The 15690-nt window shown below is 57.7% G+C and carries 15 protein-coding genes; 5 read left to right on the top strand and 10 right to left on the bottom strand.

Annotated elements, in window-relative coordinates:
• Window positions 1–149: 149 nt before the first annotated feature.
• Window positions 150–698, bottom strand: coding sequence for a YgjV family protein (locus EDB94_RS10195; RefSeq protein WP_108018289.1), 549 nt, complete (start codon window positions 696–698; stop codon window positions 150–152).
• A gap of 143 nt (window positions 699–841) precedes the next feature.
• Here EDB94_RS10195 and EDB94_RS10190 point away from each other — a divergent pair, with 143 nt between their 5' ends.
• A complete protein-coding gene (locus EDB94_RS10190; RefSeq protein ID WP_108018288.1) occupies window positions 842–1876 on the top strand; it encodes a histone deacetylase family protein in 1035 nt (344 codons plus the stop codon).
• 1 nt (window position 1877) lies between these two features.
• Here EDB94_RS10190 and rlmE read toward each other — a convergent pair whose 3' ends face one another.
• A complete protein-coding gene (gene rlmE / locus EDB94_RS10185; RefSeq protein WP_014578767.1) occupies window positions 1878–2498 on the bottom strand; it encodes a 23S rRNA (uridine(2552)-2'-O)-methyltransferase RlmE in 621 nt (206 codons plus the stop codon).
• A 156-nt stretch (window positions 2499–2654) separates the two neighbouring features.
• Here rlmE and EDB94_RS10180 point away from each other — a divergent pair, with 156 nt between their 5' ends.
• Window positions 2655–3383 (top strand): RNA methyltransferase, encoded by a 729-nt coding sequence (locus tag EDB94_RS10180; protein ID WP_108018287.1) that lies wholly within the window; start codon window positions 2655–2657, stop codon window positions 3381–3383.
• 116 nt (window positions 3384–3499) lie between these two features.
• A complete protein-coding gene (locus EDB94_RS10175) occupies window positions 3500–4168 on the top strand; it encodes a transglutaminase family protein (RefSeq protein WP_108018286.1) in 669 nt (222 codons plus the stop codon).
• A gap of 24 nt (window positions 4169–4192) precedes the next feature.
• Here EDB94_RS10175 and EDB94_RS10170 read toward each other — a convergent pair whose 3' ends face one another.
• From EDB94_RS10170 to ahpF, 3 genes are all read right to left on the bottom strand, one after another.
• The gene (locus EDB94_RS10170) at window positions 4193–5347 is read right to left on the bottom strand and encodes an ABC transporter substrate-binding protein (RefSeq protein ID WP_108018285.1); all 1155 of its coding nucleotides are present in this window, start codon (window positions 5345–5347) and stop codon (window positions 4193–4195) included.
• Window positions 5348–5449: 102 nt separating this feature from the next.
• Window positions 5450–6220: an ABC transporter substrate-binding protein gene (locus tag EDB94_RS10165; RefSeq protein ID WP_108018284.1), complete on the bottom strand. Its 771-nt coding sequence runs from the start codon at window positions 6218–6220 to the stop codon at window positions 5450–5452.
• Between the two features lie 173 nt (window positions 6221–6393).
• The gene (ahpF, locus tag EDB94_RS10160; protein ID WP_108018283.1) at window positions 6394–7980 is read right to left on the bottom strand and encodes an alkyl hydroperoxide reductase subunit F; all 1587 of its coding nucleotides are present in this window, start codon (window positions 7978–7980) and stop codon (window positions 6394–6396) included.
• A gap of 259 nt (window positions 7981–8239) precedes the next feature.
• Between ahpF and EDB94_RS10155 the strand changes: the two genes are divergently transcribed.
• Together EDB94_RS10155 and EDB94_RS10150 are read left to right on the top strand one after the other, a co-directional pair.
• Entirely contained in the window at window positions 8240–8995 is a 756-nt protein-coding gene (locus EDB94_RS10155; RefSeq protein ID WP_008172632.1) for a DUF3581 domain-containing protein, read from the top strand.
• Window positions 8976–9452, top strand: a complete 477-nt coding sequence (locus EDB94_RS10150; RefSeq protein WP_108018282.1) for a peroxiredoxin — start codon at window positions 8976–8978, stop codon at window positions 9450–9452. Before EDB94_RS10155 ends, EDB94_RS10150 begins: the two co-directional genes overlap by 20 nt.
• Before the next feature lie 77 nt (window positions 9453–9529).
• Here the strand turns inward: EDB94_RS10150 and ahpC are convergent, their stop codons facing one another.
• From ahpC to betI, 5 genes are all read right to left on the bottom strand, one after another.
• A complete protein-coding gene (ahpC, locus tag EDB94_RS10145) occupies window positions 9530–10093 on the bottom strand; it encodes an alkyl hydroperoxide reductase subunit C (RefSeq protein ID WP_008172630.1) in 564 nt (187 codons plus the stop codon).
• Between the two features lie 162 nt (window positions 10094–10255).
• Window positions 10256–11473, bottom strand: a complete 1218-nt coding sequence (locus EDB94_RS10140; protein WP_092030698.1) for a choline transporter — start codon at window positions 11471–11473, stop codon at window positions 10256–10258.
• A gap of 210 nt (window positions 11474–11683) precedes the next feature.
• On the bottom strand, window positions 11684–13369 hold the full coding sequence (betA, locus tag EDB94_RS10135) for a choline dehydrogenase (protein WP_108018281.1): 1686 nt from the start codon (window positions 13367–13369) through the stop codon (window positions 11684–11686).
• A gap of 25 nt (window positions 13370–13394) precedes the next feature.
• Window positions 13395–14864 (bottom strand): betaine-aldehyde dehydrogenase, encoded by a 1470-nt coding sequence (gene betB / locus EDB94_RS10130; RefSeq protein WP_108018280.1) that lies wholly within the window; start codon window positions 14862–14864, stop codon window positions 13395–13397.
• A gap of 63 nt (window positions 14865–14927) precedes the next feature.
• Entirely contained in the window at window positions 14928–15521 is a 594-nt protein-coding gene (gene betI / locus EDB94_RS10125) for a transcriptional regulator BetI (protein ID WP_108018279.1), read from the bottom strand.
• Window positions 15522–15690 lie beyond the last annotated feature (169 nt).

Raw genomic sequence — 15690 nt, 5'->3', positions numbered from 1 at the left:
TCCTCTCGGATTCCAGTCCGCTTTTTATAATCAATGGCCTGCAATCAAGATAGCTCAGGCTGCGCTGGTCGGGAATTGGCCAAAGTGGTCCCTGCCCCTGGTTGTTTCAGTCAGTCTCGAGATGCGAAACCGCCGACCCGCAACGCCGTTCAACTCCCGGGCGTGAAATCGGGGTATTTCTTCTGCAGCCGATAGAGCCGGATGATGGTGATGATGTTGGTGACCAGCACCATGCCTTCTGCCAGGGTTCCACCCACGGAACCGATAACGATGTTGTTGAGCATCCAGGCCAGGGCAGCAAACCCGAGCACGATTCGCAGGGGAATTCCCCTGAGCATGAACATGCCCACGGTGCCGAAAACGGCGGCGGCGAGCGGGAATACATCGGTGATGGATTTCCAGGTCGCCCAGGCTACCACCAGGTTCACCACGAGCATGCCCAGCATAATAGGCCAGTTGCCCTGGTACTTGCGCGCCAAAGTAATGCGCACAATCACCAGAACGGTCAGTGCCGAGGCGGTCCAGCTCTCGAAGAACGCGAACATCAGGGCAAACGCAACGTTGGCGGAGATAAGCAGCACCATCAACCGGTCGTCATTCTTGTTCGCGAAGCCGGCAATGCAGAAACCCAAGGCTACAAGACCGCACACCTGGCCCAGAACCTCGGCGAGGGTCATGTCCGCGATCAGATCAATCATCCTTTACCGGCCTGTCGCTCGTCGCCATATCGGTAATCCCCTCTGCCCGCAAAAGGTTTCAGCCTGCCACAATCAGGGCCTTTGAGCCATCAAGCTCCCTGTGCCAAAGTGCTCACGTCATTCAGCAAGGACCACTCAAGACCATGAAAACCGTATTCTCTCCATTGCACAGCCGCCGACACGTCAAAACCGAACTGGATGGCGGACTGCTGATCGAGCCTCACGAGAAGCCGTCCCGTGCCGAAACCATCCTGGCACGAGTGAAAGAACAGGCGCTGGGAGAGATTCTGGAACCGGAAGAATTTGGTCTGGAGCCCGTCAAGCGGGTGCACACGGCGGATTACGTGGCGTTCCTGGAAACCTGCTGGCAGGAATGGCTGGCTGCCGGCAAACCGGGTGAAGCCATCCCGGCGGTCTGGGCGGGTCGCGGCATGCGCCACCGGCTGCCCAGGGACATCGACGGCCGGCTGGGCTATTACAGCTTCGCGGCGGAGACGTCGATCTCGGATGGCACCTGGGAAGCCGCCCGGGCATCCGCCAATGTGGCCCTTACCGCCCAGAAACTGGTGGCCGGAGGCGAGCGCGCTGCCTTTGCCCTGTGCCGCCCACCCGGACATCACGCCCACGCCGATCTGTTCGGCGGGTACTGTTTCTTCAACAACGCCGCCATTGTGGCTCAGGCCTTTCGTGACCAGGGCTATGGCAAGGTCGCGGTGCTGGATGTGGACTTCCACCACGGCAACGGCACCCAGGCGATCTTCTATGATCGCAACGACGTGCTCACCATCAGCCTGCACGGCGATCCGGATCTGGTGTTTCCCCATTTTCTGGGCTTTGAAGACGAGATTGGCGAGGGCGCCGGTGAGGGCTACAACCTGAACATGGTTTACCCGCCAAACACGCCCTACAGTGTCTGGAGTCAGGGTCTTGAAACCGCCTGCGAGCGGATCCATTCATTCCAGCCAGACGCCCTGGTCGTTGCCCTGGGTGTCGATACCTTCGAAGAAGACCCGATTTCGTTCTTCAAGCTGACCTCCGGCGATTATCTGACCCTGGGCCAACGTCTCGCCCGGCTTGGACTACCAACGGTATTTACCATGGAAGGCGGTTACGACGTCGACGCCATCGGCGTGAATGCGGTGAACGTGATGCAGGGATTCGACAGGGCTGCAGGCTGAATCAGCCCTTGAAGCCCTTGCCGAGAATGTAGACTTCCCGGGAGCGGGAGCGGGAGGAATCCGGCTTGCGCACCACAACCTTGTCGAAGACAGCGCGGACTGATTTCAGGTACTCGTCGTACCCTTCGCCCTGGAACACCTTGGCCAGGAAGCTGCCTTTGGGCTTAAGCACCTGGCTTGCCATGTCCAGGGCCAGTTCCACCAGATACATGGACGAGGCCTGGTCGGCCACGGTCACGCCGCTGATGTTCGGAGCCATGTCGGAGATCACCACGTCCACCGGGTCATCACCCAGGGTGGCCATAATCGACTCGAACACGTCGTTCTCAGTGAAATCGCCCTGAATGAAATCGACGCCGGCAATGGCGTCCATGGGGAGGATATCTGAGGCAATGACACGGCCCTTGTGGCCCACCAGTTTGGCCGCCACCTGAGACCAGCCGCCGGGCGCCGAGCCCAGATCCACCACCACCATATTGGGGTGGATCAGCCGGTCCTTCTTGTTGATTTCAAGAAGCTTGTAACTGGCCCGCGAGCGGTAGCCATCCACCTGCGCCTGTTTCACGAAGGGGTCGTTGACGTGCTCTTCAAGCCAGCGGTTACTGCTTTTGGATCGGGCCATGGGGTCTCTTCACAACGGGAAAGCCAAACCCTAATTGTACGTGCCGCGCCGGGTGGCGGCAAAATCCTGACAACCGGGACGGCCACACGTACAATCCTGCCTGAATTCTGTGATTTTTCAGAACCCACCACGCCCACCTGACGGGAGACCGCCTTCGTGAATCTGGCCGACATCAAAAAGCTGCACCAGAAAAAGTACCGGCAGTCGTTTGGCCACTATCTGGTTGAGGGCGAACACCTGGTTCTTGAGCTGCAGAAAGCCGCCGACCGCCAACCTGCTCTGAAGGCCTCGGAACTTTACGTCACCGGAGCTTATGATCACTGGCAGAGCCCGTTCAGGACTCATGTGATCAGCGATCGCCAGATGGCACAGCTCGCCGACACCCGAACACCCCAGGGGATTCTGGCGGTGTTGCCCATGCCGGAGCGCCCGGCGGAACCGGTGCCCGGCGAAAAAACGATTTACCTGTATGAGGTTCAGGACCCCGGCAACCTCGGTACGATACTGCGCACCCTCGCCTGGTTCGGCGGTTTCCGATGTCTGCTGAGCCCGGGCAGTGTCGACCCCTTCAACCCGAAGGTGGTGCGTGCCAGCATGGGGGCGCTCTTTCACGTCCCTCTCGAAACCGACGTTGCTCTGACAAGCCTTGCGGACCGATACCAGAGCTTGGCCTGCCTCGACCTCAATGGCGGTTCGATGGCATCCCGCGGCTTCAGGGAACACGACTGTTATCTGTTCGGCAACGAAGCCCGGGGCGTGCCGCGGGAAGCCCTCGATCAATTGAAGGCGGTGCCGTACAGCATTCAAGGCCAGGGGCAGATCGAGTCCCTGAACCTGGCCTCAGCGGTGAATATGTGCACCTACGAATTAATGCGGGACCTTTAGACTGCAAACCCCATGCTCTGAGCACTTTCCCCAATCGTTCTGGCGGAAACCGCCATTGCCTGTGCATTGCCAATTGAGCACGATCAGAGTCTGATCCCGAGACCGGACTGATGACTATGGAACGCTATCTCCAGCCCACCGCCTTTTTTGACTATGACCATCCCCGGCTGAAGGCCTGGATCGAGTCAGAGCTGGAGGGAGTTCCTGATGAGCCGGTGGAGCAGATCAAGGCGCTCTACCTCGCTGTTCGTGACAGCATCAGCTACAACCCCTACGTGTTCCGGACCGATGCCAACACGTTCAGTGCCAGCTACGCTCTGGAAAGCGGCGAAACCTACTGCATCCCCAAGGCGGTTCTCCTGGGCGCGGCAGCTCGCTCGATTGGCGTTCCCAGCCGCCTCGGCCTGGCGGATGTACGCAACCATCTCTCAAGCCCGAAACTGATCGAATGGCTGCGGTCGGACATTTTCCGTATGCACGGGTATATCGAGCTGTTCCTGAACGGCCAATGGGTCAAGGCGACGCCGGCGTTCAACCGGCAACTGTGCGAACTGATGAAGGTGGAACCGCTGGAATTCGACGGAGTGCACGATTCCATGTTCCAGGAGTACACCGAGGACGGCCACGCGCATATGGAGTATGTGAACGACCACGGCCTTTTCGACGACGTGCCTCATGAGTTCATCGTCTCTGGTGTCCGGGCGGCCTACGGTCACCTCTTTGCCGGGGAAGAGGAGCCTGAAGCTCCGAAAGGCAGTCTGGTGCAGGATATATCGAGCCCCTAGAGCCTGCTCGAATCCATGAAGACCTTATTCTCTCCTCGCTACCGTGTCTGCTCTCTGTCCTGCCAGCGCCCCAGTGATCGCATCCAGCACGGCATCAGAATCGGGCACTGTTTTCCCGGTCTCAGTCTCGCCAACGCGGCTGAAGCGCCTGAAATCAATGGCGCTCCAATTCTCAGGGTCCATAATGCGCTGCACCCGCTCAACATTGTCACGGGTTGCAGGTTCCAGCTTGTAGCGGAAAACATAGTCCGGTGACATATCTCCGAAATCCTGGCCATGGTGATAATCATGCAGCAGGAGCAAGGCAAGTCCACCGCCCATGAAATGTCGGCCGAGGCTGACCAGTAACTCCCCCTGCCGGATACTTTCCAGGGCCTCAGGTTCCCAGTCTACGCCGCCCACCAACAGATCTTTGCCCGGCGTCCGGCCGGCATTTCGAGCGGCTTCAATGGCACCCATTGCCATACCATCACTCGCGCTCCAGATTGAGACAGTATTCGGATAGCGCTTCAGCAGGACCTCCGTTTTTTCACGGGCCAGCGTGCCGCTCCAGTTGGCGTACACCAGTTGCATAAGCTCGCTGCGCTGCTGGACCGCAGCCGCCAGCAGCCCTCCATTCCTGTCCTTGGTGGCAGACGAATCAAGGGTTCCCGAGAGGGCGACCATGGGAATACTGGGGCCGGAGGCCAGCCCCAATTGTTCGGCCTGTTTGCCCAGCAGGGTGACCAGGGAACGGCCGGCGGCGATATTGTCCGGCGAAAGATGGCCAAGCCAGCCCGACAAGACGCTTCGGGGCATACCGATGCTGGCTCGAGCGGCGTCAGGCACATCGGTATTAAAGGTAAACGTCTTTACACCGGCCCCATCCGCGAGCCTGAGCATGGATTCGGTAACATGTTCCTTGCACATGAACAGCAGGTAGTCCGGCTTATCTTCACGGCTCAGCACGTCCTTCGCCATGCGAAGGTAGCTGAATCGATGACTCTCCCGATCGTATTGAACCTCCAGGTCAACCTCGAGATCCTCCGCCACCGCTTCCATGAAACCGGCCACCAGTTGCCAGAAACGGGAGTCGTCCGGGGAAAGAAAAACAACGCTTGGCCTTGGGCCGGCGTTCGCCAGAGGAACTGAAAGCAGGAGCAGGAAACTGATCAGAAAGCGGGCTGAATAAGACCTCATGGAACGAATTACCCTCTGGACGACCTAGCAGAGTTGGCTTTTAAGGGGCTTAAGCTACCGACCTGTCGTGTAACACACAAGCGGAGATCCGTAACCAATGTCTCAGTTCAGAAGGGAATGTTCAGAGGCCGGAGCGGGGTCTTCAAACTCAACGTAGAGCTGGCCGGCCAATTGTTCGTAGAGCCCGGCTTCTTTGAGGCTCTTCATCCGAGCCGAGAGCCTGGTCAGGAACTGCCGGTTGGCTTCGGTGTTGTGGCAGGTAAGCCGATCGTAACTTTCAAGAAGAGGCGTCTTCGGATCGTAGCTGAGCTCGTCCATGAAAGGCCGGACATCCGGAACCGCAGCAATCATGGCGCCGAATCTCTGGTGCTCGAGCATGGCCAGGTTCTGGGCATCGCTCTTCGACCAGATCACATTAACGTCGTGGCCCTCCAGCACTCCGTCCAGATAGGTCTCATGACCAATAACCGCACCCACGGTTTTCCCCTCCACTTGCGACAGGGAACTGATGGGATCTGCGTCCTGCGGGGTGAACAGGTAATAGGTGAATTTGCCGAGTGGAAAACTGGCAATAACCGCATCGTCGCCCAGTCGACGCTCCAGGACCTCGGTGAAGGAATAGATGCAGTCTGCGCCATGCTGCTCGAATACCATCATGGCCCGTTTGTAGGGAAAGAACTGCTCGGTCACAGGCACATCAAGGCCTTCCAGGGCCCTGTGCAGGATTCTCTGGTAAACACCATCCCGATTTTCGGTCAGCAGACTGGTGATATCCGGAACCGCGATCCGGATAACCGGATCGGCCACGGCAGGCGTACTCAGTATGACTGCGGCAAACAGGAGGACCCGAAATTCAGAGAGGTAGCGTTTCATGACTCGCGCATCAGTCCATGACGACAAATAAATGACTATTTTTCATACAGGTTCCTCAGTATGGCAATGTCGTTTTCTATACGCCAGAAAAACCTTGTTAAATATGGGGGTTTGAAAAAAAGGCACCGGATTGCTCCGGTGCCTTTCTCTCTCATCAGGCGGCGTTGAGTCGATTACGCCGCTTCGTCTTCGCTCTCGTCCACAGAATTGCGGATCAGGAAGTCAAAGGCGCTGAGTGCGGCTTTGGAACCTTCGCCCATGGAGATCACGATCTGCTTGTAAGGCACGGTCGTCGCGTCACCCGCCGCAAAAACGCCCGGGATGGAGGTTTCGTTGCGGTCGTTAACGATGATCTCGCCGTGCTGGCTCAGTTCGATGTCACCCTTCAGCCATTCGGTGTTGGGCACCAGGCCGATCTGTACAAACACACCTTCCAGAGAGATGTGATGCTGCTCACCAGAGGTGCGGTCGGTGTAATTCAGACCGTTGACCTTGCCGTTCTCCCCGGTAATCTCGGTGGTCTGTCCCGACGTGATGATCTCCACGTTCTTCAGACTCCGCAGTTTCTTCTGCAACACCTCATCAGCGCGCATCTCGGCACCGAATTCGATCAGGGTTACATGGCCCACGATACCGGCCAGATCGATGGCTGCTTCGACACCGGAGTTACCGCCACCGATCACCGCCACGCGCTTGCCCTTGAACAGGGGGCCGTCGCAGTGCGGGCAGTAGGCCACACCCTTGTTGCGGTACTCTTCCTCTCCCGGAACGCCCATCTGGCGCCAGCGGGCACCGGTGGACAGCACCAGGCTGCGCGCTTTGAGAGTGGCACCGTTTTCCAACCTTACCTGGTGGAGCATGCCCGGGCGTGACGCCGGGATCAGCTTCTCGGCGCGCTGCATGTTCATGATATCCACGTCGTATTCCTTGACGTTTTGCTCCATGGCCGCCACCAGTTTCGGACCCTCGGTGTAGGGTACGGAAATCAGGTTCTCAATGCCCATGGTGTCGGCCACCTGGCCACCGAAACGCTCGGCCGCGATGCCGGTGGAAATGCCCTTCCGCGCAGCGTAGATGGCAGCAGAGGCGCCAGCCGGGCCGCCACCAATGATCAGGACCTCAAAAGCGTCTTTCTGATTGATTTTCTCGGCGTCTTTCTCGCTGGAGCTGGTGTCCAGCTTGGCAACAATTTCTTCCAGAGTCATACGGCCCTGGCCCCACGGCTCACCGTTCATGTAAACGCTGGGAACCGCCATGACTTCGCGCTGCTCCACTTCATCCTGGAACAGGGCCCCATCGATAGAAGTGTTCGTGATGTTCGGGTTCAACACGCTCATCAGGTTAAGGGCCTGAACCACGTCCGGGCAGTTCTGGCAGGACAGCGAGAAGTAGGTTTCAAACTCGAACCGGCCTTCCAGAGACTGGATCTGCTCGATCACATCCTGGGACGCCTTGGAGGGATGGCCACCCACCTGCAGCAGGGCCAGCACCAGGGAAGTAAACTCGTGGCCCATGGGAATGCCCGCAAAGCGAACGCCAATATCAGTGCCTACACGGTTAATGGCGAAGGACGGACGACGCACGTCATTGGATTCTTCAGTGCGGAGACTGATCTTGGAAGACATCGGCTCCAGCTCTTCCAGCAACTCCCGGAGTTCCTGGGACTTCTTGCTGTCGTCATAGGCCGCAACCAGCTCAATCGGCTGCTGCAGCTTTTCCATGTAGGCCTTGAGCTGTTCCTTGATATTGGCATCCAACATAGTCTGACTTCTCCTTTAAATTTCGGAACTAAGTATTTGAATCAAATACGGTGGTTAAGTTGAGTTGGTGCAACAATACGGCCCGGCCACTCAATGCTCAAATTAATTGACCCAAACTGTTTGATAGGGCTTTGCTATACCACCAGATTCACCGCTGCTCGGGGCTTGACCAATAGCGCATATCCACCGAAAGCCTGCCGCAGTATGATGTTGTCATATCGTCGCAACATCATTCTCTGGTATCCAGAATAGGCAACGCATGTTTCTAGACCGTTTCCACTCCGTCCAGGACGGACACGTCGTAATTTCCGCCCTGCAGGCAAGCCAGTTCGCCAAGGAAATCGCGGGGGATTTCAATCCCATCCACGACCCGGATGCCCGCCGTTTCTGCGTGCCAGGAGACCTGCTTTTCGCCATTGTGCTCGCGCGATTCGGGCTGTCGGAGAACATGACCTTCCGGTTCCGCAGCCTGCTTGGGGAGAATGTGCCGCTCAAGTTCGTTGAAACCGAAAACACCATTGACGTCTGTGACGACGCCGGCAAAGTCTATATCGAGGTGGCCCGCAGTGGCGCGACAACCCGGGATGAGGAGTTGATCGAGACCATCACCCGTGCCTATGTGGCGGCCTCCGGCAAGAACTTCCCCCATACCCTGAAACCTTTGATGGAGTCTAACGGGGTGATGTTCAATCCTGATCGCCCCATGGTGATGTACGAGAGCATGAGCCTGGCCCTGGAGAATCTGGATCTGCCCTCGCCCGGGCTGGAATTGCACAACGCCACCCTGGAGGCAGCCGGTAAACGGGGTAACGTTCTCCTGGAATACCGTCTGACAGCCGATCACAAACCAGTGGGCGAAGTGACCAAACGGCTCGTATTAAGTGGTCTGCGGCCGTACTGTGCCGAGGCGATGGCCGGCGTAATTGAAGAGTTCTATCGCCTCAAGGCCCGGGGTGCCGACTATTTCAACAAGGACAACAGCGGAGACCATAGCAATGCCAATTCAGCCGGGTGATACCCTGCCAGACATCGAACTTCAGGTAATGGGCGAAAAAGGCCCTGAGAAAGTCCGTACCAGTGAACTCTTTGCCGGCAAGAAAGCCGTTCTGTTTGCTGTACCCGGCGCGTTTACCCCCACCTGTTCAGCCGCCCATTTACCCGGTTTTGTGGTAAATGCCGACAAACTGCGGGCCAAAGGCATCGACAGCATCGTTTGCACGTCAGTAAACGACGCGTTTGTAATGGACGCCTGGGGCAAGGCCCACAACGCCGAACAGATCGTCATGCTGGCCGATGGCGTGGCAGAGTTCGCCAAGGCTCTGGATCTGACCCAGGATCGGACCGCGAACGGCATGGGCATTCGTAGCCAGCGCTACGCCATGATCGTGAATGACGGCAAAGTCGAGCTGCTGAATATCGACGCTCAGGGATTGGACCAGACCAGCGCCGAAACCATTCTGGAAGCTCTCTGAACCTCACTTTTTCGTCAGACATAAAAAACCCCGGAAAATCCGGGGTTTTTTGTAACCAAGCTTTCCGTAAGGAGAGCTTAGATCTTGCCAACCAGGTCCAGTGACGGAGTCAGCGTTTCTTCGCCTTCCTTCCACTTGGCCGGGCATACTTCGCCAGGATTCTTGCGAACGTACTGAGCGGCTTTCACTTTGCGCATCAGGTCGTCTGCGTCACGGCCGATACCTTCAGCAGTGATTTCCATCGCCTGGATAACACCGTCCGGATCGATCAGGAAGGTAGCGCGGTCTGCCAGGCCCTGACCTTCGCGCATCACACCAAAGTTGTTGGTGATGGTGCCGTTCTGGTCGCCAACCATGTAGTAGTTGATCTTACCGATGGTCTCGGAGCTGCTGTGCCATGCCTTGTGGGTGAAGTGCGTGTCGGTAGACACGGAGAATACTTCAACGCCCAGTTTCTGCAGCTCTTCGTACTTGTCAGCCACGTCGCCCAGCTCAGTCGGGCACACGAAAGTGAAGTCGGCCGGGTAGAAGAAAAATACCGCCCACTTGCCTTTCACGTCTGCTTCGCTGATCTCAACGAACTCGCCGTTTTTGAAGGCGGTAGCGTTGAACGGTTTGATCTCGCTGTTAATGATGCCCATTAAAGAACTCCTTGTTGATGGATTCATAAGTTAATGAATTTGTGGCGCCCACAGTACGGATATCGGCGATGCGGATAAAATTGATAATTCCCAAGCCAGGGATAGAAAAAACCTATCTCTGGCTTTTGAAGGGAATTTTTCCGCCACCCCGTTTATGGGGTCTTAGCCAGCCAGTTCAATCTTTCCAAAGTCCAGAATATTTTCTTTCGGTGACGCTTTAATGGCAGCCACTTCGGCCCGCTTGTTCGCGAGGATATACACGAAGCAGCCAAAATACAGTGCAATCACCAGGGCGCCAACCCACTGAATCCGCAAGAAATCCAGCTGGAACAGCATGGTCAGACCAACCATCGCCAGGAAATTGAACACAACATAATTCACCCGCCCGAGGCGCTGGGCAGTGAGATTGAGGTTGTCGGTATAGAGCCGGATCAATGAATCCAGCGAGTTCACCACCATCAACACACCCACCGAAATCATGGCGAGATTGGTGAACGCCGCAATCTGCAGACCTTCCGCGTGATAGTGGTAAAGCACGGTAAACCAGACACCAATGGCGATGGACGGTACCACCAGCATGGCAATCAAGAGCTGCCAGGTGCGGATACCGCTCACGAAACGGGCGGTGAACTGGCCGATCATGATGCTCCAGGCAAACCACCAGAACAGGTAGAACTCGTGGTAGTCGTTGATCGGCAGGGCAAACTGGTGGATGTTGGCGAAGTACTCGCCGATCAATCCGGCGGTGCCAAAGAAGTCTGCCGGTGAGCCCGCACCCATAACGAACGCCCGGAACCACATGCCCACGATCAGGGCAATAAACAACAGGCTCGAACCCAGACTGAGGATGCGCACATATTTGATCTTGGAGCTGGAATAGACAGCCAGCGCAATCGAGGCAAAGACAATGAAGTAGAACGCTGGCACCACCGATTCGCCATCACCGAGCATGGGCAGGTACCAGGGCAGATTCACCAGCAGCAGATAGGCGGTAAACGCACAGGTGCCGATGATCACCACGTTATTTACGACCTTTACCAACGGAATCTCAAAGAACTGCACCCGCGGCTCAATGATCGCGAAGTAAAAACAGGTCAGGAAATAGAAGCCCCAGATCAGGAACGCCCAGAACCCGAACTCGATAGCCAGGGGGTTGGCAAAGCCGTACTCCGGGCTCGCAGACAGATCGCCATAGCCACCGAACTCGGTCAATGGGAACATGATCAGCCCCACATCCAGACCTGAGGTGAACAGGATGGCGATAAAGGTGAAGGTGCGGACGGGCGTCACGCCGATGCACTGGATGTCCCACCATTTGTACAGAATCAGCACAATGGCGGCGAAGGTGAAGATCAGACCTGCGGATAACCAGAGTGTCATAAGGTCCTCCGGTTACTTTGTTTCTTTGCAATGAACAGCATGGGTGTTCCTCCTCTACTTTGTAAGCGCTGCTTCTTTCGAATCGGACACAAACCCAGGACTTGCCTATCGGGCGCCCGAAAACGGCAGAACACCGTCGCGCTGATAGGGAAATCCTGAGGGCTTGCAAAACCCCGGGCGCGTTGCACGTCCGGGTGGGATGACGACGCACTATGCGAGCGCGCGCTTTGCCTGTCCCGGTCGCTGACGTGTCTGCCACTGGTCGTCCATCACCACAGGCGCGTCAGAAGGTTGCAGGGGCTCCCTGCCCCGGATCAGATCGGCTGCCCGCTCGGCCACCATGATGGTGGGCGAATTCAGGTTGCCATTGGGTATGGTCGGGAAGATGGACGAATCCACCACCCTGAGATTCCGGATACCGTGAACCCGCGTCTCCGGGTCCACCACCGCCAGCTCGTCGGTGCCCATCTTGCAAGAGCAGGACGGGTGGTAGGCGCTCTCGACCGCCTGGCGGACAAACGCATCAATTTCCTCGTCGGTCTGGACCTCGGCGCCGGGCTGGATCTCCGCTCCGCGGTAATGGTCCATGGCCGGCTGGTTGATGATTTCCCGGGTCAGGCGCACACAGTCCCGGAAGCCCTCGCGGTCTGCCTCGTGCTGCAGATAATTGAAGCGGATGGTCGGTGCCTGTTTCGGGTCGGCCGATTGCACATGCACAAAGCCCCGACTTTTCGGCTTGTTGTGACCAATGTGCAGCTGGAATCCGTCTCCGTTGAAGGCTTCTTTACCGTCGTAGCGCATGGCTGCCGGTAAGAAGTGATATTGCAGGTCGGGCCACTCGACGCCGGCCTTGGACCGGATAAAGCCACAGGACTCGAAGTGATTGGTGGCGCCCAGACCGTCCTTGCGGAGAATCCAGCGAACACCGATCTTCAGCTTGTTCCACCAGTCCAGCTTGCCGTTGAGCGACACCGGTTGTTTGCAGCGGTACTGAAAGTAAAACTCCAGGTGGTCCTGCAGGTTCTCACCAACGCCGGGTAGCTCGTGCTTTACCTCGATACCAGCCTTCTCCAGTACCTCACGCTTGCCTATTCCGGACAGCTGAAGCAGGTGGGGTGAACCGATAGAGCCCGCTGACAGGATGACTTCTTCGGCGGCTTTCGCCTCGTGCACCTTGCCGCCCTGCTCGTAACGGACACCGGTGGCGGTTTTGCCATCGAGCAACACCTTGTGCACCAGGGCATGGGTGACCACAGTCAGGTTATCGCGCTCCATGGCCGGGCGCAGATAGGCGTTCGCAGTGGACCAGCGACGACCGTTCTTCACGGTCATGTGCATGGCGCCGAAGCCTTCCTGCTGGGTACCGTTGTAATCATCGGTCTCAAAGTAACCGGCATCGGAACCCGCCCTGATAAAGGCCTTGTAGAGCGGATTCTGCATGTTATTGCCGTTATTCACACCGAGCGGGCCCTTATCGCCCCGGTAGTCATTGCCGCCAAAAGCCCAGGTCTCGGCCTTCCTGAAATAGGGCAGGACGTTGCGGTAATGCCAGCCGGTAGCGCCCTCGGAATCCCATTCGTCAAAATCCCGGGCGTGGCCACGGACATACACCATGCCGTTGATGGAGGAAGAACCGCCCAGCACCTTGCCCCGTGGGCAGTGCATACGACGGTTATCCAGGAAGGGCTCCGGCTCGGTCTCGAACTGCCAGGCGTATTTCTTGGTGTTCATGGGAATGGACAGGGCGGTGGGCATCTGGATAAAGATGCTCTTGTCGCTGCCGCCGGTTTCCAGCAGCAGCACCCGGTGGCGCGCGTCCTCGGTCAGGCGGTTGGCCAGCACGCAACCGGCGGAACCCGCACCCACAATGATGTAGTCGTATCGATTTTCTGTCATACGCGTTCTCCTGTGTGGCCTGCGATTAAAAGGGTGCGTCCAAATCTTCCATGCCCACATACACCGATTTGATCTGGGTGTAGTGCGCAATGGTTTCGCCCCCGTTCTCGCGGCCGATGCCGGAGAGTTTGTAGCCACCGACCGGCATTTCCGCCGGGGAAGCGCCGTAGCTGTTGATCCAGCAGATGCCGGCCTGGATCTGGTGAATCACCCGGTGAGCCCGACGGATATCGTTGGTGAACACGCCAGCGGCCAGACCGGTGTCGGTGTTGTTGGCCCGGGCAATCACCTCGTCCTCATCGCGGAACGTGAGCACCGACATCACCGGCCCGAAGATCTCTTCCTTCACAATGGTCATGTCATCGGTGCAGTCAGTGAAGATGGTGGGCTCCACGAAATAGCCGCCTTTGGAATCCTCCGGCTCAAAGGCCCGACCGCCGTGGCTGAGAGTCGCCCCTTCGGACAGGCCTTTGGCGATGTAATCGAGCACCAGATCCCGGTGTTTTGCGGAGATGAGCGCGCCGAAATTGGTGTCCGGATTCATCGGGTCGCCAGGCTTGATATTGTTGCGGGTGCGTTCCAGCAGACGTTCGATAAAGCGCGGGTACAGATCTTCATGAACAAACACCCGGGTGCCGTTGGTGCAGATCTCACCCTGGGTGTAGAAGTTGCCGACCATGGCGGCGGAAATGGCGTTCTCAAGATCCGCATCGTCAAAGATGATCAGCGGTGACTTCCCGCCCAGCTCCATGGTGACGTCCTTCAGGGTGGAGGATGCCGCTGCCATCACCTTCTTGCCGGTGGCCACTTCTCCCGTGAAGGAGACCTTGGCAATCTCGGGGTGGTGGGTCAGCCACTGGCCCACTTCGGCGGCGCCCTGCACCACGTTGAATACGCCCGCCGGCACGCCCGCTTCGGTAAAGATTTCCGCCAGCTTCACCGCACCCATGGGGGTTTCCTCAGATGGCTTGAAGATCATGGCGTTGCCGCAGGCCAGGGCCGGCGCGGATTTCCAGCAGGCGATCTGGATCGGGTAGTTCCAGGCGCCAATGCCGGCACAGATGCCCAGGGGCTCCCGGCGGGTGTAGTAAAAATCACCGCCCAGGTCCTGTTGGTTACCTTCGATGGAGGGTGCCAGGCCGGCAAAGAACTCAACCGCATCGGCACCGGTGACCACATCCACGGCTTCTGCTTCCTGCCAGGGCTTGCCAGTATCGCGCACCTCTGCGGCAGCCAATTCATCATTACGCTCTCTCAGAAGCGCAACCGCCCGAAGCAGAATCCGGCTGCGCTCAATGGCAGTCATGGCAGACCACTCGGCAAAACCGGCACGGGCACTTTCAATGGCGGCCTTCTGCACGGATTCATCCGCCACTTCCACTTCGTAGATAACCTGACCCGTGGCCGGGTTCACCACAGGGAAGGTTTCGCCGGTGCTGTTGGCCAGGAAACGGCCATGGACGAAATTCTGAACAACAGGAAGAGATGCAGACATAGTCGGTAATTAACCTCGGTTCGGTGTCTTCAGGCCTTGTGGGCCGTTCGAATCAATCTCGGCTCAGGCGGCTGCCTGGGCCAGTGTCTCGTGGACAAATTTCTTGCAGAGCCGCTCACCGGCTTCAAAGCTCTCTGCCGGGTCCAGGCTCAGGGCACTGCGCAACCAGAACCCATCGATCATTGCCGCGGTTTGCCGGGCGACCTCGGTCGCCGCAGCCGGTTCAAGCACCTGTGCGAAGGAATATCGCAGGTTGCTGTACAGCCGGGCGTTGTTGATCTGCTGCAGCCGCTTGAGCCCCGGCTCATGCATCGACCGGGCCCAGAAGCTCAGCCAGGTCTTGGCCGCCAGCGCCGAGCGCTGAAACTCGGAAAAGTTCGACTCGATGATGCAATTGAGCCGCTGTTCCGGGGAGCGGTCGGTCTTGGCCATGCGCTCCCGCAGTTCCTTGCCCAGTTGATCGAGCAGATAACGCAGGGCCGCCTCAATCAGACCCTGCTTGCCGCCGAAATAATGGCTGATAATCCCGGAGGACATGCCCGCCCGTTTGCTGATGCTCACAATGGTGGTGTTCTGCATGCCCAGCTCGGCAATTGAATGCATGGTGGCTTCAATCAGCTGCTGCTTGCGTGTGTCTTTGACCCCAACTTTTGGCATGGCGGCTTCGGTTACTCGTCTTGTTTCCGGTGTTGAAAAGCAGCACCAATCAGCCCTGCTTTTTATTAATTGAACGTTCAATTAATAAAAAGCTTACAGAAGCGAGGCGGGGAATTCAAACCTGATCAGAAAGCAGGGAAGCCTCGCGCCACTCTGATATGGCGCGGTT

It is taken from the genome of Marinobacter sp. 3-2, from assembly GCF_003751355.1.
Taxonomy (GTDB): Bacteria; Pseudomonadota; Gammaproteobacteria; order Pseudomonadales; family Oleiphilaceae; genus Marinobacter; species Marinobacter adhaerens.
The sequence above is the reverse complement of the archived record's forward strand: the minus strand, read 5'-3'. Positions and strand labels throughout refer to the sequence as shown.

Bases quoted from the DNA above. Each gene is read 5' to 3' on its own strand.
- EDB94_RS10195 (WP_108018289.1), bottom strand. From the start codon at position 698: ATGATTGATCTGATCGCGGACATGACCCTCGCCGAGGTTCTGGGCCAG.
- EDB94_RS10190 (WP_108018288.1), top strand. From the start codon at position 842: ATGAAAACCGTATTCTCTCCATTGCACAGCCGCCGACACGTCAAAACC.
- rlmE (WP_014578767.1), bottom strand. From the start codon at position 2,498: ATGGCCCGATCCAAAAGCAGTAACCGCTGGCTTGAAGAGCACGTCAAC.
- EDB94_RS10175 (WP_108018286.1), top strand. From the start codon at position 3,500: ATGGAACGCTATCTCCAGCCCACCGCCTTTTTTGACTATGACCATCCC.
- EDB94_RS10170 (WP_108018285.1), bottom strand. From the start codon at position 5,347: ATGAGGTCTTATTCAGCCCGCTTTCTGATCAGTTTCCTGCTCCTGCTT.
- EDB94_RS10165 (WP_108018284.1), bottom strand. From the start codon at position 6,220: ATGAAACGCTACCTCTCTGAATTTCGGGTCCTCCTGTTTGCCGCAGTC.
- ahpF (WP_108018283.1), bottom strand. From the start codon at position 7,980: ATGTTGGATGCCAATATCAAGGAACAGCTCAAGGCCTACATGGAAAAG.
- EDB94_RS10155 (WP_008172632.1), top strand. From the start codon at position 8,240: ATGTTTCTAGACCGTTTCCACTCCGTCCAGGACGGACACGTCGTAATT.
- EDB94_RS10150 (WP_108018282.1), top strand. From the start codon at position 8,976: ATGCCAATTCAGCCGGGTGATACCCTGCCAGACATCGAACTTCAGGTA.
- ahpC (WP_008172630.1), bottom strand. From the start codon at position 10,093: ATGGGCATCATTAACAGCGAGATCAAACCGTTCAACGCTACCGCCTTC.
- EDB94_RS10140 (WP_092030698.1), bottom strand. From the start codon at position 11,473: ATGACACTCTGGTTATCCGCAGGTCTGATCTTCACCTTCGCCGCCATT.
- betA (WP_108018281.1), bottom strand. From the start codon at position 13,369: ATGACAGAAAATCGATACGACTACATCATTGTGGGTGCGGGTTCCGCC.
- betB (WP_108018280.1), bottom strand. From the start codon at position 14,864: ATGTCTGCATCTCTTCCTGTTGTTCAGAATTTCGTCCATGGCCGTTTC.
- betI (WP_108018279.1), bottom strand. From the start codon at position 15,521: ATGCCAAAAGTTGGGGTCAAAGACACACGCAAGCAGCAGCTGATTGAA.